The organism is Salinibacterium sp. TMP30, from assembly GCF_038397785.1.
Classification (GTDB): domain Bacteria; phylum Actinomycetota; class Actinomycetes; order Actinomycetales; family Microbacteriaceae; genus Rhodoglobus.
On record NZ_CP151642.1, the window covers coordinates 313,336 to 339,136 of the forward strand.

The 25,801-nt window shown below is 59.7% G+C and carries 23 protein-coding genes and 4 pseudogenes; 12 read left to right on the forward strand and 15 right to left on the reverse strand.

Annotated elements, in window-relative coordinates:
- Window positions 1–693: 693 nt before the first annotated feature.
- Genes AADH44_RS01530 through AADH44_RS01575 form a run of 10 tightly spaced genes read right to left on the reverse strand, consistent with a single transcriptional unit; the run spans window position 694 to window position 11,000 of the window.
- The gene (locus AADH44_RS01530; RefSeq protein WP_341953658.1) at window positions 694–1,143 is read right to left on the reverse strand and encodes a hypothetical protein; all 450 of its coding nucleotides are present in this window, start codon (window positions 1,141–1,143) and stop codon (window positions 694–696) included.
- Complete coding sequence (locus AADH44_RS01535) at window positions 1,140–1,535, reverse strand: hypothetical protein (protein WP_341953660.1); 396 nt, start codon at window positions 1,533–1,535, stop codon at window positions 1,140–1,142. The genes AADH44_RS01530 and AADH44_RS01535 overlap by 4 nt, the downstream gene beginning before the upstream one ends.
- Entirely contained in the window at window positions 1,535–3,370 is a 1,836-nt protein-coding gene (locus AADH44_RS01540) for a TraM recognition domain-containing protein (RefSeq protein ID WP_341953661.1), read from the reverse strand. The genes AADH44_RS01535 and AADH44_RS01540 overlap by 1 nt, the downstream gene beginning before the upstream one ends.
- Complete coding sequence (locus AADH44_RS01545; protein WP_341953662.1) at window positions 3,367–4,683, reverse strand: AAA family ATPase; 1,317 nt, start codon at window positions 4,681–4,683, stop codon at window positions 3,367–3,369. Before AADH44_RS01545 ends, AADH44_RS01540 begins: the two co-directional genes overlap by 4 nt.
- The gene (locus AADH44_RS01550; protein ID WP_341953663.1) at window positions 4,680–6,308 is read right to left on the reverse strand and encodes a hypothetical protein; all 1,629 of its coding nucleotides are present in this window, start codon (window positions 6,306–6,308) and stop codon (window positions 4,680–4,682) included. Before AADH44_RS01550 ends, AADH44_RS01545 begins: the two co-directional genes overlap by 4 nt.
- Complete coding sequence (locus AADH44_RS01555) at window positions 6,308–7,804, reverse strand: SCO6880 family protein (protein ID WP_341953665.1); 1,497 nt, start codon at window positions 7,802–7,804, stop codon at window positions 6,308–6,310. Before AADH44_RS01555 ends, AADH44_RS01550 begins: the two co-directional genes overlap by 1 nt.
- Window positions 7,804–9,264 (reverse strand): hypothetical protein, encoded by a 1,461-nt coding sequence (locus tag AADH44_RS01560; RefSeq protein ID WP_341953666.1) that lies wholly within the window; start codon window positions 9,262–9,264, stop codon window positions 7,804–7,806. Before AADH44_RS01560 ends, AADH44_RS01555 begins: the two co-directional genes overlap by 1 nt.
- Window positions 9,265–9,271: 7 nt before the next feature.
- Window positions 9,272–9,586, reverse strand: coding sequence for a hypothetical protein (locus AADH44_RS01565; RefSeq protein WP_341953667.1), 315 nt, complete (start codon window positions 9,584–9,586; stop codon window positions 9,272–9,274).
- A gap of 26 nt (window positions 9,587–9,612) precedes the next feature.
- Window positions 9,613–10,218, reverse strand: coding sequence for a M23 family metallopeptidase (locus AADH44_RS01570; RefSeq protein ID WP_341953668.1), 606 nt, complete (start codon window positions 10,216–10,218; stop codon window positions 9,613–9,615).
- Window positions 10,218–11,000, reverse strand: coding sequence for a hypothetical protein (locus AADH44_RS01575; RefSeq protein WP_341953669.1), 783 nt, complete (start codon window positions 10,998–11,000; stop codon window positions 10,218–10,220). Before AADH44_RS01575 ends, AADH44_RS01570 begins: the two co-directional genes overlap by 1 nt.
- Before the next feature lie 474 nt (window positions 11,001–11,474).
- Between AADH44_RS01575 and AADH44_RS01580 the strand changes: the two genes are divergently transcribed.
- Window positions 11,475–11,909, forward strand: coding sequence for a helix-turn-helix domain-containing protein (locus tag AADH44_RS01580; RefSeq protein ID WP_341953670.1), 435 nt, complete (start codon window positions 11,475–11,477; stop codon window positions 11,907–11,909).
- 617 nt (window positions 11,910–12,526) lie between these two features.
- On the opposite strand, the gene AADH44_RS01585 is transcribed toward AADH44_RS01580, so the two are convergent.
- Entirely contained in the window at window positions 12,527–13,180 is a 654-nt protein-coding gene (locus AADH44_RS01585; RefSeq protein ID WP_341953671.1) for a response regulator transcription factor, read from the reverse strand.
- A complete protein-coding gene (locus AADH44_RS01590; RefSeq protein WP_341953672.1) occupies window positions 13,177–14,475 on the reverse strand; it encodes a histidine kinase in 1,299 nt (432 codons plus the stop codon). Before AADH44_RS01590 ends, AADH44_RS01585 begins: the two co-directional genes overlap by 4 nt.
- Window positions 14,476–14,952: 477 nt before the next feature.
- Between AADH44_RS01590 and AADH44_RS01595 the strand changes: the two genes are divergently transcribed.
- Together AADH44_RS01595 and AADH44_RS01600 are read left to right on the forward strand one after the other, a co-directional pair.
- A complete protein-coding gene (locus tag AADH44_RS01595; RefSeq protein WP_341953673.1) occupies window positions 14,953–15,528 on the forward strand; it encodes a helix-turn-helix transcriptional regulator in 576 nt (191 codons plus the stop codon).
- Between the two features lie 2 nt (window positions 15,529–15,530).
- A complete protein-coding gene (locus tag AADH44_RS01600) occupies window positions 15,531–15,725 on the forward strand; it encodes a hypothetical protein (RefSeq protein ID WP_341953676.1) in 195 nt (64 codons plus the stop codon).
- A gap of 3 nt (window positions 15,726–15,728) precedes the next feature.
- Here the strand turns inward: AADH44_RS01600 and AADH44_RS01605 are convergent.
- Both AADH44_RS01605 and AADH44_RS01610 read right to left on the reverse strand, forming a co-directional pair.
- A pseudogene (locus tag AADH44_RS01605) lies at window positions 15,729–16,882 on the reverse strand (IS3 family transposase).
- An 82-nt stretch (window positions 16,883–16,964) separates the two neighbouring features.
- The gene (locus AADH44_RS01610) at window positions 16,965–17,390 is read right to left on the reverse strand and encodes a hypothetical protein (RefSeq protein WP_341953677.1); all 426 of its coding nucleotides are present in this window, start codon (window positions 17,388–17,390) and stop codon (window positions 16,965–16,967) included.
- A 266-nt stretch (window positions 17,391–17,656) separates the two neighbouring features.
- On the opposite strand from AADH44_RS01610, the gene AADH44_RS01615 reads away from it, so the two are divergent.
- Genes AADH44_RS01615 through AADH44_RS01630 form a run of 4 tightly spaced genes read left to right on the forward strand, consistent with a single transcriptional unit; the run spans window position 17,657 to window position 21,478 of the window.
- On the forward strand, window positions 17,657–18,568 hold the full coding sequence (locus tag AADH44_RS01615) for an ATP-binding cassette domain-containing protein (protein WP_341953678.1): 912 nt from the start codon (window positions 17,657–17,659) through the stop codon (window positions 18,566–18,568).
- A gap of 53 nt (window positions 18,569–18,621) precedes the next feature.
- Window positions 18,622–19,479 carry an ABC transporter permease subunit gene (locus tag AADH44_RS01620; protein WP_341953679.1) on the forward strand — a complete coding sequence of 286 codons (858 nt, stop codon included), beginning with the start codon at window positions 18,622–18,624 and terminating at the stop codon, window positions 19,477–19,479.
- Window positions 19,479–20,765 carry a histidine kinase gene (locus AADH44_RS01625; protein WP_341953680.1) on the forward strand — a complete coding sequence of 429 codons (1,287 nt, stop codon included), beginning with the start codon at window positions 19,479–19,481 and terminating at the stop codon, window positions 20,763–20,765. Before AADH44_RS01620 ends, AADH44_RS01625 begins: the two co-directional genes overlap by 1 nt.
- Window positions 20,762–21,478, forward strand: coding sequence for a response regulator transcription factor (locus tag AADH44_RS01630; RefSeq protein ID WP_341953682.1), 717 nt, complete (start codon window positions 20,762–20,764; stop codon window positions 21,476–21,478). Before AADH44_RS01625 ends, AADH44_RS01630 begins: the two co-directional genes overlap by 4 nt.
- A gap of 166 nt (window positions 21,479–21,644) precedes the next feature.
- Here the strand turns inward: AADH44_RS01630 and AADH44_RS01635 are convergent.
- Window positions 21,645–21,839: pseudogene (locus tag AADH44_RS01635) on the reverse strand (IS982 family transposase); the annotation flags it as partial.
- 85 nt (window positions 21,840–21,924) lie between these two features.
- Here AADH44_RS01635 and AADH44_RS01640 point away from each other — a divergent pair.
- The 5 genes and pseudogenes from AADH44_RS01640 to AADH44_RS01660 all read left to right on the forward strand — a co-directional run bounded on the left by AADH44_RS01640 (window position 21,925) and on the right by AADH44_RS01660 (window position 25,736).
- Window positions 21,925–22,092, forward strand: coding sequence for a hypothetical protein (locus tag AADH44_RS01640; RefSeq protein WP_341953683.1), 168 nt, complete (start codon window positions 21,925–21,927; stop codon window positions 22,090–22,092).
- Window positions 22,093–22,245: 153 nt separating this feature from the next.
- On the forward strand, window positions 22,246–22,827 hold the full coding sequence (locus AADH44_RS01645; RefSeq protein WP_341953684.1) for a type IV toxin-antitoxin system AbiEi family antitoxin domain-containing protein: 582 nt from the start codon (window positions 22,246–22,248) through the stop codon (window positions 22,825–22,827).
- Between the two features lie 80 nt (window positions 22,828–22,907).
- A pseudogene (locus AADH44_RS01650) lies at window positions 22,908–23,696 on the forward strand (nucleotidyl transferase AbiEii/AbiGii toxin family protein).
- A gap of 279 nt (window positions 23,697–23,975) precedes the next feature.
- Window positions 23,976–24,359 (forward strand): annotated as a pseudogene (locus tag AADH44_RS01655) (Fic/DOC family N-terminal domain-containing protein); the annotation flags it as partial.
- A gap of 66 nt (window positions 24,360–24,425) precedes the next feature.
- Window positions 24,426–25,736: an extracellular solute-binding protein gene (locus tag AADH44_RS01660; protein ID WP_341953685.1), complete on the forward strand. Its 1,311-nt coding sequence runs from the start codon at window positions 24,426–24,428 to the stop codon at window positions 25,734–25,736.
- Window positions 25,737–25,801: the final 65 nt, after the last annotated feature.

The following is a 25,801-nucleotide window of genomic DNA, read 5'->3' on the forward strand; positions in this document are numbered from 1 at the left end:
TACAATCGCGCAAGAGTCGCGCATTTTAATGCGACGTGCGTCTAAAGACGAGATAAAATTGAGTTCACTATTTGGTGATTAGGAAGTCCTTACGGACTGAGAAGACGGTGGTCCGAAGCTGCTCAAGCTGCGTCAAGTAGCTCAACCTCAACGAACGTCACTGCTAGCTCTCCTCCGTTTGAGACATTGTGCTCCACTCCCGCCTGCCGGAAATATGCACTGCCCGACACAAGCGATACTGCTACCTCGGTTCTGGCGCTTTTCTGGATTAGAGTTCCATCTGTGATCGCAATGACGATGTAGTCAAACTCGTGTCGATGATGGCCTGTCTCTGCACCCGGAGTGAGGTGCCATCTGGTGACGCGCGCCCCCTGCACGTCAATCAGAGGGTGGGAGTTTGCGTTTTGCAATTTGTTCCTTTCCTTGGATCGCTGTGCGCAGTTGAAGCAGCGGAAAGAGAGCCTGGGTTCCAGAGCGACTTGTAGCGGTAGTTGCACCACTGCTTACTAGGCTGAATACTAGTATGTCGACGAGGATCTGAGTGGGTACGAGCCGATCAAGTCGTTTCTTGAGCCTCTTCCGTATCTCGCAAGCGACAGCGGCGGCTCACGCTCATGAGAATGGAGTGACGATAGACCCTTCGGTTATGCGCTGAGCGCCACGAGGGGGTCGGTATTACGCTCGCATATCGGACTAGGCGTGGCTAGTGGTGCTCCACCCTGACCATTCGTCATCAATCGGAAATATCCGGATCCGATCGGCGCGGTGCCCTTGGCTGCATGCGCCTCCGGATATTTGCCTGAATCTGGTTTGAGCACTACGCCAACGTTCAACGAAGCCGATGGGGCCATAGCCGGCATCAGTGGTGTCATAGGAGACAGTCCAAGCCGTCTGCAGTGCGGAAAGCTCCTCTACGAGCGCTCCGTGCTTCCACCAGCAATCAGGGATCACGCCCTCATCGATTGCATAGCGTGTGCAGATCCACTCGACCCAAGAGCGGAGTTCGTCCCATTTCTCGGGTGCGTTCGAGTTCGGTAGCGTTCTCCAATTCACAGCGATCGCTGCGATCTCTTCGGAGTCTGGATCGCGTTCGCTTTCTTCTTCGGCGAGCACGTCGTCGATGTCGAAGTCTTCGTAGCTCATGGTTGCTCCGTGGTTGTGGTGGTCAGTTTTCGCCGCAGAACACGTAGGGCGAATGCGCTGGCGACTCGGCGGCTTCGCATGGCGCGCAGTACCTGGTCGCGGTCGAGAAGTCGATGCAGTAGCTCGTGGTGGGCGGGGTGCAAGCTCACGAGGTCACTGTGGTTTTCTTCTGCTTTCCATCCGGTCGGAGCTTCAGTGACTCCGGAGTAATCGATGTGGTGAAGCTCGAGCTCGCGAACCTTCGCAGCTTGGCTGCAGGCCTCGCAGCGCAAATCGTTTCCTGCTGCAGATTCTTCGACGAACCAGCGTGCTCGGCGGACAAACCATGCGCGTGAGCGCAGGTAGCCAGTGCGGTATTTGTTGCCGCGTGCCGGCCTGCGAAAGTTCGACATCAGTTCTGGGTTTCCTCGTAGTCCAACTCGACGGGTTCCTCGGGCCCGGGAAGTGCAAGGGGCTCAGCTTTCGCGAACTGCGTGCGGAACTGTTCCTGCTGTTCTGCTTCGGTTGTGCGCTTTCCGGTTGAGATGCTCGTGCTGTCGGCCCGGTCTGTCCACCCGCGGAGGTCGAGGAGTGCTCCGCGTCGGTTTCGGTAGGCCAGCAACCCCATCGATTGCGGCATGCGACGAATCTCGTCAACGGTCATCAAGGGGACTCTTTCGAGCTGGTTGCTGGTCGAGGCTCCTTGCTGGTTGTAGCTGTAGGAGGAACGTTTCAACTGTCGCGTTCCGAGCATGGCTTCGATATCGCGCAGGTGGCCCATATCTGAAGCGCCTCCGAGCAGGATCTTCGCGGTTGCTGCGGACCAGATGGTGTCTGCTTCTGCCTTTGACCAGGCGGTCTCCGCTTGCGAGAGTGCCTGCAGGACGACCATCGTGCAGATTCCGCGACCGCCACCGTCAGCCATGACTCGTGGCAGTGCTGGCCACGCGAACATATTCGCGATCTCGTCGAGGATGAGGCCCAGCGGCAGGGCGAGTCGTGAGCCGGGTGTTGCCAGTGCCTTGCGGCGGGCTGTTTCGACGACGTCGTCCAACAGTGCGCCGAGGAAGCCTCCCATTGCCCCAGCTCCGCCGCTGGAGCCGATGAGATAGAGGGTGTTTTCGCCGGAGAGGAATTCGGCTGGGTCAAAGTTTTCTCCGGCTTTCGGGGAGAGTGCTGCGCGTAAGGAGGGGATGCCGAGCGGGCGCACCGCTGCTGCCACGCCGAACCAGGACGACGAGAGAAGCTTGGGGTCGCCGCCCAGAACACCGTTGAGGCTTTCAGCCCACCCTGGAGCGCCGTCGCTGCGAAGAATATCGACCGCACCGCGGGCGAGACCGGGGTTTGAACCCCAGTGGTAGAGCTGTTTGACTCCACCGCCGGAGATCGCGGCAGCATGGAGCAGTTGCGCCAGCACGCTTGACGCGGCGCCTGCCCATTCTTGATTGGACTGGCTGGACCCGAGGGCCGTTCCAGCGATGATCGCCTGTGCCCGTTGATCGGCAACGAGAGGGTCGTCACATCCGGTGACCGGCGAGATGCGCAGGGCGGAGCTGACGCCGGAAAGTTGCTGTGGGTCAAAGACTGTCACGCGGCCGCGCTCGGCGCGCGGTCGCATCGTCGCGGCCAAGTTGTCGTTGGTCGTCGACGTTGTAACGAGGGGACCTGCCCAATCGAGGATTGCCGAGATCAGGATGCGGTAGCCCTTACCGGATCGGGGTGGACCTTCTAGCGCTACTGAGTCTTCTATGGAGACGTATACGTCGACACCGGACGAACGTCCGACTCTCCATCCCACGTCCGTGGCGGCAGGCTTCTGCAGGTTTGGGCGGAGTGTTTTCGCTTGCTTCAGCACGGCTTTCGCCGAGAGGTGCTTGGTGATCTCGCTACCCTTCGCGAACCCTTCTCGGCCGCGCAGCTGCTGGATGAAGTAGCCGTCTGACTGGCGGTATCTGAACCACATGACGACCCCGGCGACTACCGGCAAGACGCAGAGGGCGATGACGATGATGCTGGCAATACGTGCCGGCGTTGCCGGAAACGAGCAGCCCTGGTCGACCACATAGCTTGAGGTCTCACCGAAGAAGGCGAACCCGACGCCGGAGAACATGGACTGAGGTGCTGCAGTGCTGTCACAGATGATCTTTGTGACTAGCGCGGTTACTGCTTGGCACGCGAAGTTGATCACTAGGATCACCGCGACGAGGCCAAGAACTGGCGTCACCCACCAGTTCTTCGCGGTGTTCATGCGTGCTGCTCGTTCAAGCTCTCGGCAACTGCGGCGCCGGCCGCGATCCAGGCGTTCTTCGTGGATGGCTTCAAGCTGTCGAAGCGTAGAGCGCCAGACTTCAAGCTCGGCTCGAAGGGAATCACGACGGTGCGTGGCGCAACTTTCTCGAAGCCCGACACGATGCGTGCGACTTCAGTCGCCGGAGTTGAGCGCTCTGCGACTGTGACGACGACGACAGCGTTCTTTACTAGCTTTGCGGAACGTTCATCTCGTTGGCTGAGTTCCTCGAGCAGCAAAGCTGCGGACTCTGCGGCCTCACCCGATGGGCTAGTCGGCACTACGAGCTGGTCGCAGTGGTCGATCATCCGCAGCCAGCGCTCGGACGATTCGTCGTTGCCTGTATCGAAGATGACCATCCGCGAGTACTTCTTGATGACTTCGTTCAGCGCATCAAATTCGGTGGCGGTGAGCCGCTGATCGGAGGCCAGAAGCTTGGGGTTTGAGCGGAGAACGTCGTACATATCTGCACTCTGGTGGTGAACGTAAAGCGCTAGATCCCCGATGGTCGCTGTCGGCTGCATGAGCCGTTCGGTTACGCCGCCAAGGTCTTGGATGGTGGCGTTATGGCTGGAGCGTTCCGTTCTCCAGCCGAGTGTTCCGCGAGTGTCGTTGTTGTCCCAGGCGATTACCCCTGAGCCACCGTGACGCGCGAATACTGCGGAGAGCATCGCGGTAGTCAGCGTTTTTCCGACTCCACCTTTGCCATTGACGACGGCAATCGAGCGGCCGCCGGCCCAGTGCTGGCTGACGGCCCGGATAGCCATTAGGCGCTCTTGCTCTGCAGCGGAAGGGGCAATCTTGATGCCCGTTGTGCGGGTGATCAGACCGCGCCATCCAGATGCTGGTGGAAGTGCCGCACTGTCGTCGGCGAGGAACGACCGGCGCCCTTCTTCGGGCGCTTCTTCCTCTACCTCGAGGGCCGGCTCGGGTTCCGGGGCGATAGGGACTTGCACTTCTCGTTCCGATGTCATCGGTCGGGTTCTGCGCAGTGGCTCTACGTGTGCGGTGTGTGGTTGAGGTTCAGCCCTGTTGTCGGGGCTGATGCGGCCGTCACCTGAGACTAAGAAGCTGAAGACCCCGTTGGATTGTTTCGAGGTCAGGCGAACGTTGTCACCGTGCTCGCGAGCAACTTCTGTGGCTCTCTGGATGATTCCGCTGCGGAGCTGGTCCTCACGTGCGTACTGGACGGTTTCGGCTGGCTTGCCAGCGATGCTCACAGTGGCTGCGGTGCCGCTCGCGGCAACGTCGGCTGTCATTTCGAGGGTGCTCATGCGGACTTCTCCTTGTGGCCCTCCACGGGCACGGTCGAGGGCCAGATCTGGTCCAAGCTGGGTTCATCGAGTGGCCAAAGATCATCCAGATACTGGTTTCTGAAATCCAACTCAGCAATCGGGTTGTCAATGATGTCGGCGGCACCTTCCACGGCATCGTCAGTCTTGAAGAGCTCGTACTCCCACTGGGTCGAGGTAACGAACGCATCGACCAGATACGAGTACAGGCCGACGTAGGCGATGAAGGTGCCCGATCGTAAACGTCGCGCAATCAACACATGCTGCGGCGGTAGCTTCAGGCGTTTAACGAGGTTGTCTTCTTCTTGCTGGTTGACGCGGAAGATGAACTTGTTCTCGATGTCGGCGGCGATCGAGTAGGCCAGTGCGCGTTCTTCTGACCCTTCTTTGCCGACAGCATCAAGGTCGGAGAACTTGTGCAGGATCAGCACGTTGCTGATGCCGTAGTGGCGAGATAGCTTCAGCCATTGCTGAAGGGTCTGGAGTGCTGCCACTGATGACATATCGCGCCAGCCTTCTTCGCGAATCAGGTAGCGGGTTTTCTTGGCGGCTCGGTCGGAGATGACCGCCTGAATCCATGCGCTTGTGCACAGCTGTGTCAGCTGTGCCACAAGGTTTCCACGTTGGAAGAGTTCGGAGGTGTCGACTACGACCATGGGAGCTTCATCATCGAACTTCACAGTCGATTCGTGCTCGAAGAGACCACGCAGATCCCCATCGATGAACCGCTTGAGAACGTAACGTGCCCGCTCTCCTTCATTGAACAGTTTCGCGGCTCGAAGAGAGGAAGTTGCATCGATGTTCTCCAGCTGCTCGGATACTGCTGTCAGTGTCGGCCGATCGCCGGTCACGTCGATCGCGGTATCGAGGGCCCAGCTGATCGAGGCGTGCTCCATTGGAGTCAGCGGGGGTTGGCCGCTAAGCGTCAGTTCGATGATGCTTCTCAGGGTTCCGTGCCGGCGGTCATGAACCATCTGGAGGTGCTCGTCATCGGTGGCGTTTGAACGCCGCGGGCCACCATCTAAGGGATTGATTCGTGCGGTGGTGTTGGGTCCGCCCACACGGATCACTTTTCCTCCGGGGGTTGCCTCGCACACGGCAACCCACTCGCCCTTGGAATCAGACGGCACCACTACTTGGTGGCCGAAGGGGATGCTGCGGGTGGTGAGCATCTTCAAAACACCGGACTTACCGGATCGGTACGCTCCGAGAACAAGAATGTTCGTCGATAGGGCTGCTCGCGAGGTGGTGTCGGTGTATAGATCCCATGGTGAGAAATGCCACAAGGAGTCGGCGTTGAGGTCGACGCCGAGAATGGGGCCGCGATGGCCCAGTCCGCGGTCGGCGATAAAGGGGTAGATGCCGGCGACGTGGTGGCTGGTGGCTTGGTGGTGGGGCTGCTGCAACCGCATCAGGTTCCAGTATTCGCCGGTTCGAACTCCCGGCCCGAACATGCCGGGGACGGCAGCGGGTGGAAGGTTGAGGGTGTTTTGTGATTGCCCTGTCTCGTCCTTCTGTGACGTCAGGGCCGCGATTTCTTTGGCGCGTTGTCGACGTTCGCTGCGCGTGAGAGACGGTGGGGTGACGGTGAATACTTTCCGTGCCATTACTTCAGTCCCGTTCCGAGTGGCATTGCGTTGATGAACAGTGCTTCTGCTTGCTGGCAGTAAAGAATCTGGCCCTCCATTCCCACACGGGACATCGCGTTTCGGATGCCGGCGATGCCGGATGCGAGCCGTTCCTCTGTTGGGGCGCTGACCGTGAGGTAGCCGCCATAGCGGTATTCCCCGTGGCCCTGGACGATGGATTCCTCTTGGTCATCCAGCGCCTGCCAGTCAGCACGGTCCTCAGCGGAGTCGCTGTCATTTCGTTTTGCTTTCAAGCGTTGGTTTCCACGCCATACTTTTTTCTCGGTGCGGATGCGTTTGAGGGCTGCTTTTACGGAAACCGGGGTCAGCACGAGGGTGAAGATGTGGCTGATCGCATCATCGGTAGCCGGGTCGCGGGCGAAGACGATGGGTTCGATAAATCCCACCTGCGCCATGCTTCGAGGCCACTCGTGTATCCACATCGTCGAGTGCCATGCACCTTCGGCGAGCACGACCCCGTTGTTGCCTTGAGGTTCGTCAAACGCCATCGGCCCGATTGCGTCGACCGAGACGCCGGCCTGCTCGTCAGAGCGATCTTGGATCATCGGTACCGAAGCGATGTCGAGTGCGGTTCGGGCCATCGCTGCCCACTGGCGGGAGTCGAGCCAACGACGGACGTTGATGTTCGCGGCCGCGAGAGCCGCTCCGACGTTGCCTGCTTCGAGCTTGGCGAGTGTCTGAATAGCGTGCTTGCCACCTCCGAGGCTTTTCAGCTGCGACTGCAGCGCGACCAGGTCGAGGGTCAGTGTGAGGTAGTTACGGTGTGAGACGGCGAAGCGTTCGGCGTTGTCCATCACGTCGCGGTAGTTCTGCGCTACGGCGGTCGTGCCATCGGTGCCTCGACGCGCCAACGTGTCTTCGAAATGCTGCCGTGCCGGCCTAATTGTGGTCGGCATGGTGCGTTCTTGCATCGAGACTCGCTTGATGCCGGCACGCTGGGTGAACGAGGTCAGTACTGAGGCGAGTTGCTGCGAGAGGTCGTACCGGTCAGCATTGTCCATCATCAGGAATCCGTCGACGTCTAACTCGGCGGTGATCGAGACAGTTCGATCGCCAGGGTTATAGGCCGAGGTGAAGTCGTCTGAGTCCCACAGTTGAACGTTTGCCAGCTTGCCCGGCAGATTCAGCGTCGCGGCCACGCGAGGCCGCTCAGGCCGGAAGCGGGTCTTCGTCCCACCTGTGGCGTGCCTAACTTGCTTGGAGATCCAGAGGGCCGCAAGTTTGGATGCCGGCATTCCCTGTATAGGGATAAATGACGCTATCCCCATGGGTGCCCAGATGATGGCGCTGGCGAAGAACCCTACGAACCCGTAGCGGGTTGTAGAGATGACAGCGATCGCCAGTGCTGCTGCGATTGTGGTGAATGCCCAGCCGTCGAGGCCGAGGAAGACTCCTTGGGACGACCTGCGGCTCAGGCGCACCGGGCGGTTGTAGACGTCGTTGCTGCTGGACATTAGCTGGCTCCATTTCGTGGTGTGCCGCTCGATCTAGCTGATTGGGGCGCCGGTGTGGCAGCTGCGGAGGGGGATGTAGCCGTCGGGGCGCTGAGGTTCCCTCCGGCGCTCTGGCGAGATTGCGGCTTCTGGGTGGCAGCCGGTGGTGATGATGCTGATGGTGATGATGCTGATGGTGATGTTGTTCGGGGTGCTGAAGTGCGCGGTTGGCTAGCTTTCCGGCGGGCAGAATTTGCTCGGCTAGCGGCTCCGCGTGCCATAGAAACGCCGCGGCTAGCTTGTTGTGTTGCGCTTGAGCCCATGCGTGAGCCGACAGCATCGGCGGCGGTGCCTCCGATGAAGCTGAACATGCTGAACGCGGCAATCGGTACGAACGCGATCATGCAGAGTCCGATGCCGAAGGGTAAGGCTTGGATGCTCCAGAGTGTGTCGACTTCACCAACTCCGGTGATGACCAGGGCCAGTAGCCCTAGCGTTAGTGGTGTGGTCAGGATGAGGGCGATTACAGCGGAGAAATAGCGAACTACCCACTGTTTTCCGAATGATGTCGGGAAGAGCATCCACGCCACGGGTCCCATCGAGATCAGTGCGGCCAGGGCGAAATTGCGGAAGGAGAACACTGCGACCAGGACGGCGGTGGCGATTGCAAGTAGGCCGAGGATGGTGGTCGCGGCGAAGATGTTTCCACCGCCGCCACCGAAGATCAAGTTCTCCATGAACTTCTCTACCCCGCCACCACCGTTGGTGCGATTGATGATGGGCTCGACCATCAAATCAACGATGTCCAGCAGCTTCCCGATTATCCATAGGGAGGCCGCGGAAAGAGGTAGAGATAACGCAAATCGTGAGATCGCCGTGACGAGGTCACTGCGGTCGCCAGTGGCTACCGCCATGACGATCGCTACGATTCCCGCTCCGAGAATGACGAGAATGATCGCGCCTTGCCACCATGCCCACTCGGTAAGTGAGGCCTCCCATAGACGGGAATCTGAGTTGAAGCTGGTTTGGCTAATCGCCCAGCTGAGCTGCGCTCCGATCGATGTTGCGAGTGCGGTGGCCGCCATTTGTCCGACGGTGCATGAGGGGTCCAGTAGCGCACATTTGAAATCAATCTTGAGCTCGTCGCCGCCAGCGGCCCTTATGTCGTCAACGTTGTCTTCGGAGGACGTGCAGACCGTATTTGGTTCACCGCTGATCAATACTTTGTTGAAGCATCGTTCCTCGACGGAGCTAGCGAGTTCTGTGGGAGCGCAAGTGATCCTTATGCCAGTTCTGATGCACTCAACGTCGGCCGCGGGAGCGCTCCATTCTTGATCTGTTACTTCGCCCTGTGCAGCTGAGACTGCAGCAGAGTAGGGAACATCGGCCGGTCCCGCCGCAGCCGGTGCTGCGACAAGGAGGCTGATGCCGACAGCTACAGCCCCCGAGATGCTCAGCATCGTCCACTTGGGAATCCTCATGCTGTTTTTAGAATCCGAAGTTGAAGTTGACGAGCCATGCAAAAATGCCGGAGATGCTGCCAAGGATGATCGTGGCGATTGCTACGGTGGCCACGTTCTCTCCCGCCCAGCTCTGCATCCGTTCTGGAACGATTGACTTGAACCCCAAGGAAGCTACGGCGACGATCAGCACGCCGAACATAATTACCAAGGCAGCGCCCAGGATGTAGGAAACGACTGTTTGGACTCCGACCATGAAAGGTGCGGAGAAATCGGGAGCGATGGGCGGCACTGTCACATCAGCCGGGAGGCTTCCGATCAGTTCTACTGCGAGGTGGATCATTTATTTTCCTTTTCCTGGTCGGAGAGTTAGAGGGAGATGCCGTGCTGCAGCATGAAGGGTCGGGGATCGACAGGCTGCCCGTTGACGTTGAGCTCAAAGTGCAGGTGGCAACCGCTGGAGAGGCCGGTTGTGCCCTCGATGCCGATCTGGTCGCCGGCTTGCACGGTCTTGCCGAGCGTGGTCAAGACGCCGCCATTGACCATGTGGCCGTAAACGGTGACGTACCCGCCACCGTGATCGATGTTGACCCAGTTGCCGTAACCGCCGGAGTTCCACCCGGCGGCGACAACAGTTCCAGGGCCAGCGGCGTAGATAGGGCTGCCGCAACCCGCAGACAGGTCGATCCCCTTGTGAAACTCGGAACACACGAAGCAGTCGGAGCGGTCCGGGTATCCGAATGCTGCCGTCTCAAAATATCCGCTCTGGGGGGCGCCCCACTCGCCCACAATCAGCGGCCCACCAGTGGCGTTATCCGGCGGAGTAGTCGCGGGGGTCGCGTTGACGACTCCCAAGAGAAGCGGAAGCGAGAGCAACAACGCGCCAGCGATTCCCGCTAAGCCCACTACGAGTAGCCGCAATGCGGGTTTCAGACCCAATGAAACGGCGAGCTTTACGACGACAGGCGCCGCCATCAGTTGAAAACTTCAGGAAAGTAACGGATTACGGTGCAGTTCCCGGGAACTTGCGTCGTGGGCGGCACGGGGTAGGAGCCTTCGCACTGGATCTGCATGGATACGCTCAGGGGCTTCACGACCTCGATCGGGTTCCCGCTTTGCTCTGCCGTGGTCGTAATATCCAGGTCGACAGTGACGGTGTGAAGATCGATGCTGATCGAGTCTTCTAAGGAGCCTGCGGAAATCGAGACGTGGTCGTAGTCCATCTTTACGACGCCAGTGGGCTTCCCGACTAGGATCGAGTCATCTCGAGCGAGAAGGTCCCACCGTGAGGAGTCGCCGATTATTCGGCTGTAGATCTCGTTAAGCCGATCATCCCTGACGCCCTCCAGCTCGGAGAGGTCGGTTCCGTAACGCTGGTCGTGTCCGATCCACCCGGCGATGTATTCCTTGAACTTCTTGCGGTCGACCTTTGTAGAGTCGACTGTCACAAGCGCTTTAGCGGCTTCAAGCGCGTACTGCTGAATGTCGGAAGTGATGGGCTGGGCGATGAGACCCAGTTCGGTCACTGTGGGGTCGACCACTTCGCTTCGTGGTCCTTCCGGACCCTCGGTGGGCGGAGCTGGTGACGTTTCTGTTCCACTAGGAACAGAATCAGAAGGCTGTTTATCCCGGTCAGTCCCCAGCAAAGCCAACGACCAAATGATTGCCCCCACCGCGGCGAACCCAAGGAGCATGGCCAAAATCAACGCGACCAGTCGTCGGACTTTTTTCTGTTCCTCGGTGCGCTCTTTCGCCATTAAAACTCTCCCTTGAACGAAGAAATACGGGAGCCTCTGCTCGAGTTTTCTTCGCATAACGTCCGTACCACCCTAGTCTGGGGGGTAGACGCTAAGTTCCACTTACGTCGTCCACATCGTCTGGGTCAGCGACAACCACTGCTGCCTAACTCTTTAGTAGTGATAATACTGCATTAAGTACTGTTTTGCCCTTATAAAACGTAAAAACGATCACTAGCCTCTTTATGGGGTGCAATGTGCGGGCGGTAAAATGAGCGGTGCCATAACCGAATGTGTGCGCATGCGTTTCGGAACCTACTGCGCCTTTCCCCGGCTCGCGCGCTACTTCGCGACATAATGCAGGGACTAGAAGCTCTATTTGTGCGAAGAAATGGTTGGCAGTGTCGGTCTCAGTACGTTTCGACTACAACGAGGAATTCAGTCTTCACGTTGAGGTTGTCGTTTCTTGTCTTGTCCGTCCACCTGGGTCGCCTCATGCCTGACGAGAATTATTGGATGCGGTTCCCTCAGGTGCTGAGCGTTGCAGAGGTCGCTGGGATCACTCGCGTCTCCAGCGTTACAGTCTGGCGGCTGCTCAATAGCAGCAAAATCCCCGCGCACCGCATCGCTGATGCGTGGATTATCTATAAAGAGGAGGTTCAGGCGTGGGCTGAGAGCGGCGCGGAATCATCGAAGGTGCATTCGCCGACTAGGTTCCTTGAGGGGTATCCCGAAGAACTTACAATCGAAGATTTGACTGTATTGCTCGGCAAGACACAGCAAACGGTATACAAGTGGCTTGCAGCCGGGAGCCTTGCCCCAACGGGGTGGCGAGTCGGCCGGAAGTGGTTGCTCCACAAAAGCAGCTTTATCGTCCTCCTTGAGAACAGCAGCAACCAAAATGGCGATTTCGTTGGCGACGGAGCGTGAGGTCGCAGTTGATAATACTGAGATCCGTCTCCGGTCAGTCGACAGAGCGCGTTGTGGCACGACGTAGGGGGTCTCGCGTTGGAATAATACATGACACGAGAAATAGTCAGATTAGCCGTGCCCACATTTCACCCACACTTGGGGAGCACCCCAGTCAACTCGCGGCATCGGAGTCGCGCCCAGTCACCAGTGTTTTGCAGCAATTTTGGGCACTTCCGCATAGTTCTGCGGGAATGGTTTTCGACTACGGATCAATAGGCCGGGGGTTCAAATCCCTCCGGGCGCACCAAAAAAAGCAGGTCTGACCAGCACTTTCTCGCAGAGTGTGGTCGGGCCTGTTTTCGTTTGCCCACATTTTTCCCACACTTTGCCCACACTTCAAAAAGTTTTGCGCCGCATTTCGGCCGAGATGCGGCCTTTGCGACTCGTCCCGGCTCAGTGTTTGCTTGGGATTTGGTCTGCCGCATCGAAGTGACCTATTGACCTCTGATCGAGGGGTCGGAGGCGCAGCAGTTCGCGATGCTCCGAGACATCATCTGCCGCTGCAACGGACTCGCCAAAATATGATGTCGGGGATGCTGAATGGAGTCGTCACGGGCGGAGGCGGGGTCCATGGCTCAACTAAGTAACCCGTTTTCGTAGGCGTGCGCCACTATTTGCACTCGCGACGTGAGCGCTAGTTTCGCCAGGATGCTTCGGATGTGGCTTTTGGCCGTAGATTCGCTGATATAGGCGGCTTGGGCGATCTCTGCGTTGCTGAGTCCCCGCGCTGCGAGGAGGAATACTTCTTTCTCGCGAGCGGAGAGAACTGCGATCGCTTCTTCGGCTGGTTCCCGATTGGTTCGGTTTGTGCGCTGCCGAATGAGGTCGACAGTACTACTGGGTGCGATCACGGAGTGACCAGCGTGCACCGTGCGAATGGATGCGAGAACGAACTCTGGTGTGGTGTCTTTCATTAGGAAGCCCTCGGCGCCGGCGCGAATAGCGCGAATAACAGCTTCGTCGCGCTGGAAGGTCGTCAGCATGATGATTTTCGGTTGGCCCTCTTGGGTGCCAAGAATGCGTGTGGTCGCTTCGATGCCGTCGATGATTGGCATCCGGATGTCCATCAGAATCACGTCGGGGCGAGCACTTTGTGCAAGAACGATGGCGGCTTCTCCGTCGTATGCGGCTCCGACGAATTCGAGATCTGCCTGCGATTCGATGAGCATCTGGATACCGGAGCAGAAGAGTTGCTGGTCGTCGGCGATCGCGACTCGGATGACTGTCACTGTGTACTCGTACCCTGTTGTGGCATCGTAGCCATCTCTGCTTCGACGGTTGGCGTAGGACTCCACGCTGTCGGCACGAAGGCGGTAACCAAGTATCCCCCCGGTATATCCGCTTCGCTACCTGCGGTGAGCCACCCTCCCGCAAGTCGTGCACGCTCACGCATACCGTAGATCCCGCGGCCCTGCTTTATGGTGTGCGGTTCGGTGTTGGTTTGTTGCGGGGGAGTCCCGCTTGATTCGATCGTAAGAGCAAGACCGGGGCCGCGCCAGTCCATCGTCACACGTGCGGTCGGGCCGGCACCGGCGTGCTTGAGTGCGTTTGTCAGACCCTCCTGCACGATGCGGTAAACCGCTAACTCCTGACTGGCAGTGAGTGTGACTTGCTCGCCGAACTGCGTTACCGTGGCCGACAGGCCAGCCCCGGACATCCTCAGCACCAGATCATCCAGATTCGCGAGGGTGGGATTCGAATGACCCTCCGGGTCATCTACTAGCGACTCGATCAGCATCCTCACCTCAGACAGTGATGCTCGAGCCGACGCGGCGATCCGCTCAAGTGATTCATTGACCACCCCAGGTCGGGACGGGCCGATGAACCTCGCACCATCCGCCTGCGCAATTATCACAGCTAACGAATGAGCCATGATGTCATGAACATCCTGTGCGATGCGGTCACGTTCTCTCGTAATAATCAGGTCAATTTCCGCAGATCGCAACTCTCCTTCGGCCTCTCCGAGCTTGATATCGCTGGCTCGTTTCAACCGCGAAGCCCTGAAGCCGAAGCCAATGAACCACGCTGCCGCTGTTGACACAAGACTTGGCAGCAGAACTGCAAGGAAGTTGCCGACAATATGAGCTTCGGGAAGCCCCACTCCTGCCCAGGACGCCAATCCGTAGCCATCCGAAAGGGAGGGGATCGTCATCAGGCCCGTGATGAGGATGAAGTAGCCGGCGGTCGCGGGAAGAGAGAGCCAGCGGACCCGTCCTGCTGCGGTCGCACTGATGATCAAGCAGGTGATGAGAACGGCGAGGTAGATCGGCCAGGTCGTCCCAATAAATCGTGTCGATGGTACGAAGAGCTGAACCACAAGCACAATGCCAGTAAGCGCCAGCGCCACTCTAGGAAAACTGCGTGCGACGCCAATCGACGCAGCGAGTAAACCTACGGTGAACGGGAAACTTGGCCAGGGTGCGCCACCCGAACGGCCAATTTCGGCAACGATCCAGAGGGCGAAGAAGATGATCGCAAACGACGGCTCGACGAGCCAGCGAAGCTTGGGAAGTGGATTGAACATGCCCCCACGTTAGGGCGAATAGGCTTCAAACACTGTCGGCAAGTAGATGAATCCTCCGAAAGGATGAGTAAAACTAGCCCGAGGGCGGACGACTATTCGGCGTCAAACCGATTGCATTGATTCATCAGGATCACAACCATAACCAGCGCCCGTAACGCCGACGACCCAGCGACCGTTGAGCTAGCCAACATCCACACCGTCGAGCTGAAAGCAACGGACTGCACCGACCACCACCCCAAGGTCGAGGCGCCGTCTGGTGGCGACGCGAGTTCTGCCAGCATCAATCCGTCATAGCCGATGTGTTTCGACGCACTCTTCGAGCACATCCAGAACTAGGCGCGAGCTGCTGGGCAAACCCTGCTTAGGTGGGGTGACCCGAATCGGCGAGATCGCCAAATCTCTAGGATCCGAGTGGGGCACACGCAAAATATGACGTGTAAGCTATAAATAAGATAATGATCGAGGGTGGTGATGGGCATGGCGAACGCATCGACGCTGGTCCGCGCCGCCCGGAAGAGTCGTCGTCTTACCCAAGAACAGCTTGCGGCTCGTTCGCTCATTGACCAAGGCAGCGTTTCTCGGTCCGAGCGCGGACGCGATGCAAGCTTCGAAACCATCGACCGGCTGCTTGCTGGGGCCGGGCATCGACTGTACTCGGCTCCTACTCGGCGGGATGACGCAGCAACGGTAGCGACAGAAATCCGTCGACAACTCAACGCCGGTGACAAAGACAGGGCTCTTCGCGCCCTGCTGCAACTCAACGACAATCTTGTGGCCGAGCACGGACTTGTACGGGGGATACTTGGGCTCGCAGAGCCCGAGTCAACTCGCGACCCGGTGTGGGATGCGGCGATCGCAGCCCTCGTAGCTTGGCGACTTTGCGACGACGGAATCCCTGTGCCGGCATGGGTCGACCTCCCGAGTCGGTTTCTGAGTACTCCCCGAACTCTCGAAGTGGATCCGGCCGATCCTGTTCCTGCACTTGCTGAAGTCCCCGTCGAGTTCGCCAAACGAGGCGTTCTTGCGTGGCGCGCGACGTTCGAGAGCGTGTGATCGTGGCAACCACTCTTGATCGAGATGACATCATCGCCGGGCTTCGTGAGCTCATCGCTGAACTACGTGCCGATGGTGAGGTGGCGGGCATCAGATTGGTTGGCGGGGCAGCCCTGTCGTTGCGCTATTTTGATCGGGGAAGCACGCAGGATCTTGATTTGACGTGCCCCACGGCCTGGTTACCCGTTCGGGTCTGAAGGTCAGGCGGGGATGGATGTTTGATTGAAGCGTAGCTCGTGCTCGATAGGGGTTGAATATCCGAGCTGAGAATGGCGGCGTTGGCGGTTGTAGAAGATCTCGATGTAGTCGAATATCGCGTTCGCCAGGTCGAGACGGGTGCGCCATTTCTTCCGGTTCAGCAGTTCGATCTGCATCGATGACCAGAACGATTCCATCATGGAGTTGTCGTAGCAATCGCCGATGGTTCCAAATGAGGGCATCAGGCCTGAAGCTCGGATCTTGTTCGTGAACGCCCAGGAGGTGAATTGGACACCGTGATCAGCGTGCACGATTCCGCCGGCGACGGGTTGACGGCTCTTGATTGCCATGTCGAGGGCGTTGACGACGAGGTTCGAGTCTTGCGCGTTGTCGATCGACCAGCCGACGATCTTCCGGGAGAAGGTGTCCATCACGGCGCAGCAGTAGATTTTCCCTTCTCTTGTCGGATGCTCCGGGATGTCGGTGACCCAGAGCTCGTTCGGTGAGAGCCGATGAAACTTGCGATGGACGAGATCATCAGCGGTCGCGACGCCGTGCAGCCGCTTCACCTTCGCCGGCCCGGGAAGCCCGGCAATCCGGGCCTGGCTCATCAGCACGGCGACGAGCCGCTCACTGACCCGAACGCCCATGCCAAGGGTGAGTTCAGCATGAACTCGCCTCGAACCATAGGTTTGCCGGGACGCCGTGTGAACTTCGCGGATCAATCCCGTCAGCCACTGCCGCCTCATCTGCGCAGCTGACAGCGGCCGGTTCCGATATCGGTAGTTGCCGGGGCTGCTGACACCAAGAAGCCGGCAGCAAACTTTGGCCCGGTAGCCGGCTTCAATAAGAGCGTCGACTACCGGGTGAATCCTTTTGGGGGCGGACGATCCTCCCCAAGCAGCTTCGCTGCGACCTTCAGAATCTCGACCTCTGTTTCCAGCTGGCGGATCCGTTTCTTCGCCTTCGCCAACTCCATGCTCTCCGGCGTCGTTATTCCGGGCCGTTCCCCTCGATCGATCTGGTCTTGGCGGACCCAGGCGTGGATTGCCGCCGCGCTCACCCCCAACTCGACGGCAGCGGTAGTGATCGGCTTACCGGCACGAACGAGCGCGACAGCTCGCATACGAAATTCAGCGGGAAACGGTCTGGGCATGGAAGAAGCCTCTCAAAGAGAGCCCGATCCACACACCGTTCCGGGTAACTAAACCGTGGGGCACGTTAGAGCGTGCCAGTTCTTACCAGCTGACCTCGTGTGCCGAAGTGGCGGACGGAGGCTGTGGTCGGTTTCCGGGCACCTCGGGTCCAGGCCCAGTCCGACGAACTGGAGCTGTCGGCTCAGCGCGCTTCTCGGATTCCTTCGCGGCCTGCTGGGAGGCAAGCGCGTCGGAGTGCGCGAACGGTGCTCTGAGGCGTGCATCCGCCTCCAAAATTTCGGCATTGAGAACAACGTCTTCTTGTTCAATTTCGCCGATGATTCTGGGCACTGCAGATGTTCGATTTTCGAGCTGACGGATCAAGCCCAAACCACCACCCAAAAACTCACTGCGTGACACCTTCAGACTCGAGCGCGGAACACCATCAAGACGTACCGCGAGGTACGGCTCTTGCTCCATTCCCGGATCACTTTCGACCTGAACCGCCCTGAATGCGTTCGCCATCACCTTCTAAGACCGCTGGCCGGCCACGGAAGCCCACTACGAAAACCGCCGGAATAACCGTGACTGAAACAGACCCCAATCGTGCATAGACCGATCGCCGCCTGGGCGAGACCAAATTCGCTTGATCAAGACGCGCTAGTACCGCGGTACCGGATGCCGCGGACAACACAGCACCCTGGTGGGATGCCGCAGGGTCCGGAGATTCCTAGAGTCAGGTTGATGAGTTTCAAAAAGGCGAAACTCCAGACGTGAAATCGAGGCGATCAGACATGATCGAGGTTAGTAATCTCACCAAGAGGTTTGCCGACGTGACGGCCGTGAACGACATTTCATTCACGGTTCAACCCGGCAAGGTGACCGGATTCCTTGGCCCCAACGGCGCGGGAAAGACCACAACAATGCGGGCCATCGCCGGACTTGACCGTCCGAGTGCCGGCACGGCTAGGGTCAACGGTAAGCGGCTCGCAGATCACCGCGCGCCGCTGCACGAGATCGGCCTGTTGTTGAATGCGGGTCACGTGCACCCGGGCCGCAGCGCGAAGAACCACCTGCTCGCGCTTGCCGCGACTCACGGGATCGGACGCACGAGGGTGCGCGAGGTCATCGAGCTGACCGGACTGGAATCGGTGGCCAACAAGCGTGCTGGCACCTTCTCGCTCGGCATGGGCCAGCGGCTCGGTATCGCTGGGGCACTTCTCGGCGACCCCGCCACCCTCGTCATGGACGAACCGATCAATGGCCTCGATCCAGACGGTGTTCTCTGGGTTCGCCAGTTGCTGCGCGAACTGGCGGCCGGCGGCCGCACCGTGTTTCTTTCCTCGCACCTGATGAGCGAGATGGCCATGAGTGCCGACCACCTGATCGTCATCGGTCGCGGCCAGCTCATCGCTGACTCGCCGATCGCCGAGGTGCTGGCGGGCGCAGACAAGAGCCGGGTGCTCGTTCGCACTAACGACGCTGCGCGTCTGGCTGTAGCCCTTGCCGCGCCCTCGGTCACCGTGACGACCGTCGCCCACGATGAGCTAGAGATCATCGGCATCGACGCCGGCGTCATCGCGCGCATCGCGGCAGACGCCGGCGTGCTGCTCCACGAGCTCTCTACCCACACGGCGTCGCTCGAGGACGCCTACATGTCACTCACCCGGTCATCGGTGGAATTCACCTCAGGGGCTGCGGTTTGATGAACGCGACGCCCACCCCAACTTCTTCTCTCACAGAAACGGAACCAGGAATCATGTCAGTCTCCACCATCTCCCCCGCTCTCGGGGGCGCCGCGGCGCAACCCGCACGCGGGCAGCTGAGCTTCGCGCGAGTCATGAGGTCTGAGTGGATCAAATTCACGACGATCCGATCCACCCTCTGGGGGGTCGCGCTCGCGCTCGTCGGCGGGGCCGGTCTCGCCGGCCTCATGGCGTATGCCTTCCTGGTCGGTCCGTCCCTCGACTCGACACTCACCGCGGCCGAGATGTTCAGCGAGATCGGCGACCGCCCCGCGCTCGCGGTCATCGGCTTCGACATCAAGCTCACCTACGCGCTCGTCGCAATCCTGGGCGTTCTCCTGATCAGTACCGAGCGCGCGTCGGGACTGTGGAACGCGACACTCGTCGCGGTTCCCTCCCGTACTCCCGCGCTCACCGCGAAGTTGCTGCTGAGCGGTGTCGCGGGCACCGTGCTGGGATTCGTCGCGGCCGTCGCGACGGTGCTGATCACGGCGCCGACCCTTGCGCATTACGGGTTCGAACAACCCCTTCTCGATCCGATTCTCGCGCAGGTGGTTGTCGGTGCGGCAGTGTTCACTGGCCTGATCGGTGTCATGTCAACCGCCGTGGCGTCGGTGGTCCGCAGCACAGCGGCGGGCGCTGGTATCGTGCTCGGGCTATTTCTCATCGTTCCCAGCATCGTCGGCCTCATTCCCGGCGAGTTCGCTGCGCAGCTGGCCCAGTTGCTGCCCAGCGCCGCTGGTATGATGCTGCTTCAGCCGGTGGATGCGATCGGCTGGTCGATGCTTGCGACGGGCTTCTTGGTCTTTCTCGGTTGGGTGGTCACGTCGGTCGTCCTTGCCTTGGTGCTCCTGAAGAGAAAAGACGTCTAGTGAAACGAGCGCGATCTGCCCCGGCAGGAGAGGTGGTCACCTCTCCTGCCGGGGCAGATCCCATCTCTGCCGACGACTTCCCTTCGAGAATCGGCTTACTTCAGTCACGCCCTTGGCTTGTCGACATCTCGATCGCTGTCGGATATGTAATTCCGCTGATGCTCGCGAGAGCCTACAATCTGGTCACAGGGGTGCCCGGGGAGACGATCTGGCTTCTCCTCCTGGTGCCGGTCTCGGCGGCGTGCCTAGTCTTCCGGCGCCATCGTCCGGTCACCGTGCTCATCGCGGTGGCGGTCATCGCGTCGGTACTCAGCCCGCCTCTGGGCGACACCAACGACCTCATTGCCGTGCCCATCGCGCTGTACGCCGTTGCGGTATATCGCACTCCCCGCGTCGCATGGTTCGGCTTTCTCGGCTTCGCGTTCATCGAATTGTTCGGTATCGGACTGTGGTTGTCGATGCCCGGGGCCGATGGGGCGAGGTATCGCGACCCGATCTCACTGATCGAAGTTAGCGCCGTGCTTCCCATGCTCTGCTTGTCCGCTATCTTGACCGGCATGCTGGTGCGCGCGCGACGCGAGCAGCTGCGCATCCTCGTCGATCGTGCCCGGCAGGTGGCTCGGGAGCGTGACAGCCACGCCCAGATCGCGACGCTTGCCGAGCGCTCGCGAATCGCGCGCGAGATGCACGACATCGTGGCCCACAGTCTCTCGGTCATCGTTGCGCTTGCCGACGGGGCGACCGCGACAGCGCAGAGCGACCCCGCGGCGACGAGAAATGCGCTCGATCGGCTCTCTGATACGGGACGAACCGCGATGAACGACATGCGTAGCCTGCTCGGCGTGCTGTCAGGCGATGAGCCGCTCGCCCCAGAGCTGCATCCCACTCCCGGGTACACCGATCTCGATTCACTTGTCGAGAGCTTTCGCGCTGCGGGCATGCCCGTTCGCCTGTCGAAGACGGGCATGCCCACTGACAGCCCTGCCGTCCAGCTGACCGTCTACCGCATAGCGCAGGAGTCGCTCACGAATGCGCTGCGCTATGCCGTCGCCCTCACGAGAGTCGAAGTTGCACTGGTATTCACCGACTCCGAGACCATTCTCACCGTGACCAACGATGGCCAGCGGCCCGCGCCGAAGCCCGGATCATCCGGCGCCGGGCGCGGCATCACCGGCATGATCGAACGGGCAGCGGTGCACGACGGCACCGTCGAGACGGGGCCATGGTCCGGCGGTGGATGGCGCGTGCGCGCTACCCTTCCGAAAGAGCCACAGGAGACGCGATGACCACCCAGCCGAATGACTCCACTGAGACCGACATTCGAGTGCTGCTCGTCGACGACCAGTCACTCATCCGACTCGGGTTCACGATGGTGCTCCGCAGCGTCGACGGCATCACCGTGGTCGGTGAGGCCGACGATGGCGCTGCGGGTGTGGCGCTCACCGAGTCGCTCCGTCCCGATGTTGTGATCATGGACGTGCGGATGCCCGGAGTCGACGGAATCGAGGCCACCTCGCTCATCGCTTCGAGGTTTCCGCTGACGCGCGTCATCATCCTGACAACCTTCGACCTAGACGAATACGCGTTCGCCGGGCTCCGCGCTGGAGCGAGTGGCTTTCTACTAAAGGATGCGCGACCGGCCGAGCTCATCCAGGCGATCCGATCGGTGGCGGCGGGTGACGCGATTGTTGCCCCAAGGATCACGCGGCGGATGCTGGATCTCTTCGGCAGCCAGTTGCCGCATGACGCGGCGACGCCGCGCGCTCCGGCCGTCGATCGGAACGCCCTGCTGGCAGCGCTCACGGAGCGCGAGTTCGAGGTGTTCAGTGCCGTTGCGAAGGGCAGGACGAACGCCGAGATCTCAGCGGAGCTGTTCCTCTCGGAGTCGACAGTAAAGACACACGTCGGCCACATCCTGATGAAGCTAGCGCTGCGAGACAGGATACACGCCGTCGTTCTCGGGTATGAGACCGGCGTCGTCGTGCCCGGTCGGGACTAGGCCTGTGTTGAGCAAGGTTAAGGCGGTGGCGAGGGTGGTCATTGATGCGAAAAAGTACGGTCGATTCATTGATTCGTGCTCGCTCGCCCAGAATAAATCCGACAACGATTGGTCGACTCGAAAGTCACAGGAGTTGGGACTCTCGGCGCCGGTCTTGATGGGTGCTGGCGTAGCGGACCCAGCGGGCTTGCGAGTCAAACTGGAGCAGATGCTGAGCGACTACGAGGCACAGCAGCTCCGCATCCGAGAGCACCGGCTTGCGTCCCGGGCGTCCGGCGCGGGACAAGCCAAGACGCAGGAGTACCAGATCCTCGAGGAAGACATAAAGTGTGGTCAGGAGCGTGTTGAGTTCGTTGTTCATCCCAAGGGTTTAACACCCTCCGCCAAGACCTAAAAACCGGCCCGCGGCCCAACGCAATAGGAATTACTCATCTAAGCCCGACATCGTGTTCGCGGACGAGCCGACAGGGTCACTCGATACGGTCGCGGGGCGCGGAGTGCTCGATCTGCTGCGGAAGGCTGCCGACGGAACTCGCTCGATCGTGATGGTCACGCATGACCTCGAGGCTGCAGCGCGAGCGGATGGGTCGGCTGCACCGGTAGGTGACATCTGAGTTGGTTTGCCTGGGTGGGTGGGTTTTTGCAAAGGTTTCGACTTTGACTAGGTGTCGTGCGCGAGTGTGCTGACCGGCCCTCATTTGATGTGGTTCCGGGCTGTCGCCTATAAATAGCTACAGCTAAATGCATCTGTAGGCTAAATTCGGCACATGTCAACCACGGGCCTGCCAATGCGAGCGTTCTCGCAATCTGAGGCGAGCCGCGCGGGAATCGACTCGCGCCAGCTCTATCGGTTGCTAGACAGGCAGCAGATTGAGCGGATCAGTCGCGGGCTGTATCGGCGCACCGATCTGCCGGTTGCTGACCTTGATCTGGCTGAGATTGCAGGGAGGCGTCCTGATGCGACTATCTGTTTGGAGTCGGCTCTTGCACGCTTCGAGTTGATCGATGCAATTCCGACTCGCACTGACATTGCGATCGCTCGGGGCCAGCGGCCTGCGAAGACTCAGGCGGCGGTTGAGTGGCATGTGTTTGACCGGCCCACGTTCGAGATTGGTCGCACTCTGCTTGCGACCGGGGACGAAGGTCAGAGCATAGGACTTTATTCGGCTGAGCGTTCGATCGTCGACGCGTTCAGGCTGCGCGGCACTGTCGGGTACGAGACCGGTATCGAGGCGCTGCGCAATTGGTTGACGCTCCCAGCATCCCAGCCCGCGAAGCTGTTCGCTATTGCGCAGTCCCTGCCGCGCGCGGTCGGCCCACTGCGAACCGCCTTGGAGATACTGACATGACCCCGGAGTAGACTTTTGCTGCGCTGCAACGCATCGCCCGACAGCAGGGTCGCGCAGTACGGGAACTTCTTACCCTCTACGTGCTCGAGCAGGTTTTGGCGAGACTGGGGGAGTCCACCTTCGCGGATTCGTTCGTGCTGGAGGGCTGGGTCCTACTCGCTGGCTACGGTCTTCGGCGGCCGACGCGGGATGTTGACATGCAAGCAATCGGCTTCGTGCTCGATGAGCAACACTGCCGGGAGGTGGCCGCAGCGGTAGCGGGGGCTGATGGGGACGACGGTGTCGTCTTCGAGGCGGTCCCGATTCGTATCGAGTAGATTCGTGACGAAAAAGAGTATTCCGGCATCAGGGTGCATATCCGAGCCCAGCTTCACAGTGCGCGGATAGCGGTGAAGCTTGACATCAGCACAGGGGACCCGATGTTTCCCGAAGCGCAGCGGATGACGATGCCGCGCATCCTCGGCGGCGAGTTCACACTGTTGAGACATGCGCTCGAAACCGTTATCGCGGAGAAGGCGGTCACTATCTTGCAACCTGGAGTCACGAGCACACGCTGGCGCGACTACATGGACCTCCGGTCGCTGTCCCGCAGTCGGAGCTTCGAATCGATGAAACTGCGCCAGGCGATCGACGAAGTAGCGAAGCACCGCGGGGTCACGCTGTCAGCCCCTTCTGTCTCACTGAGCGGTCACGATGAGATAGCGCAGCAGAAGTGGGCCGCGTGGCGCACGAAGTCCGACGTTGAGGACATCACCCTGGCCATCCTCAAGAATCAGCTCACTGAAGTCTCGACATTCCTCGACCCAATTTTCCTGAACACAGTCGAACCCGCAGCCGCGTGGGACCCAACTTCACAAGTCTGGATCTGAAGCCGCTTTTTCTCTTTCCTAATGGCACTGACAGCCTGATCAACGGCGCAGTTTCCAAGCGCTTGTGATGTCTCAAGACAGCACAAGGAGTACGGTCAGGCCTGTTTTTCTTTCCCCCAGATTTTGCCCACACTTCACAACGTTTCCGGTCGAAAGTCGGCCATCCAGGATCGCGACAACCGCACGATTCAGGTCGCATCCAAAGTTGAAACAATCTTTACAGATCACATCAACGTGTAAAATTGGTGGCTCCTTCTTTTCACGTTTGACGCAGGTGCCGCTTTAGCGACCCTGGATCAGGCTTCCCGACGAAAGACCAAACCGACCGTTTCCATTAACTCGATACCTCTTCTCGAGGGGCAGGCGAGTTCTGAGATCGAGAACATCGCTACGACCGCAGACGAACGCTTCAGATTCGCTCACGATGAGGAGTTTGCCATCGCCGTTGCGAGGGGGCACGAGGTGGCACGGCGTTACCCGGTGAGGGGGTTTGAGTGTCGCGTCGCCGCTCGGCAGGCGGCCTGCGTGGAGGTTCGCTCTTCGGCAGAATCATGTGGGGCGGCCGCCGCCGAGCAGCGAGAAGTTTTTTGGCTCCGTTTGGCACTGGACAAAGGAATTCTCTTCCCGCAGAATCGTGCCAAGACGTTTTGCCAAAACGTTTAATCATCACTAAGGTGATATCAATCACAGTGCGTAGCAATACTGCTACCAAAGAACGGAGTCGAAGTAATGAAGCTTCGCAATATGCGCGGTACACGTGCCGCAGTACTCGGAACGGCTGTCCTGTCGGTGACGGCACTCGCACTCTCCGGGTGTGGTGTCGGTGGTGGAACCAACGGAAGTCCCTCTGACGAACTGACAGTTCTCGTCGAAGGTGGCGGGCTTGCCGAGCTCCAGCCAATCGCCGACTTGTATAAGGAAGAGACCGGGACGACGATCAAGCTCGTCGAACTGCCCTACGACGGACTGTACGACCGAATCCAGACGGAACTTGGATCGGGCAGCGTCTCGTTCGATATTGCCGCACTTGACGCGATCTGGCTAAGCGCCTTCGCGGACGGTGTCGCCCCCCTCGACGACCTGTTCACTGACGACGTCAAGTCAGACCTCTTCCCCGGCCTCGTGTCCGAGGCGCAAGTGGGAGGCAACTACGTGGGAATGCCTATCTTCACCAACTCCGAGATTCTCTACTACCGCACTGACCTCTTCAACGACGAGAAGAACAAGTCAGACTTTGAGGCAGAGTTCGGCTATCCTCTTGCCGCGCCGACCACGTGGGCCCAGTACACCGATGTCGCGAAATTCTTCACTCGCGACACCGACGGCGACGGACAGATTGACCTCTACGGTACGGACGTCAAGGGCGCGGTAGAGACCGAGTGGCTCGCGACCGTCTCCCAGGCTGGCGAGACTCAGATGGTGCTCGACCCCTCCAGCGGCGACGTGACTATCGACAGTGCTGAGCACCTCGAAGCACTCGACTTCTATACGAGCCTGCTTCCTTACGCCCCGGCCGGTGCTTCGCAGCTCGACTGGGCAGGAGCGCAGAACCTCTTCTACCAAGGCAATTTGGCGATGATGCGATTCTGGGGTCACGCATACACACAGACTCCTGATGATGCTGCCGTCAAGGGCAACATCGGTGCCGCACCCATGATTGCTGGCCCGGGCGGCGTTGCAGGCGTACCTGGTGCCTGGTACCTCTCCGTGCCGACTGCGACCACCAAACAGCAGGAAGCGAAGGACTTCATTGCCTTCGCGTACGAAAACAACGAATTGTCAGTAGACACATCGTTGGGTCTCGTCTCGCGCATCTCTGCCTTCGAGTCGCAGGCGAATGTCGAGGGTCGGGAGAACTACCCAGCAATCCTCGCCACACTCAACTCGCCCGCGACGTTTGCGCGGCCAGCAACACCGAAATGGCAGGAGATTGTCAACACGGTACTCACGCCGATGCTCCAGAAGGCTGTTGAACCGGGTGCTGACAACGCTGCGCTCTTGAAAGACGCCAAGATGCAGATCGAAGCGATCATCCAGTAACTCGCACTGCAATCTGGGGCAGTCCGTCTAATCGCGGGCTGCCCCACCATCCGACTAGTTCAAAG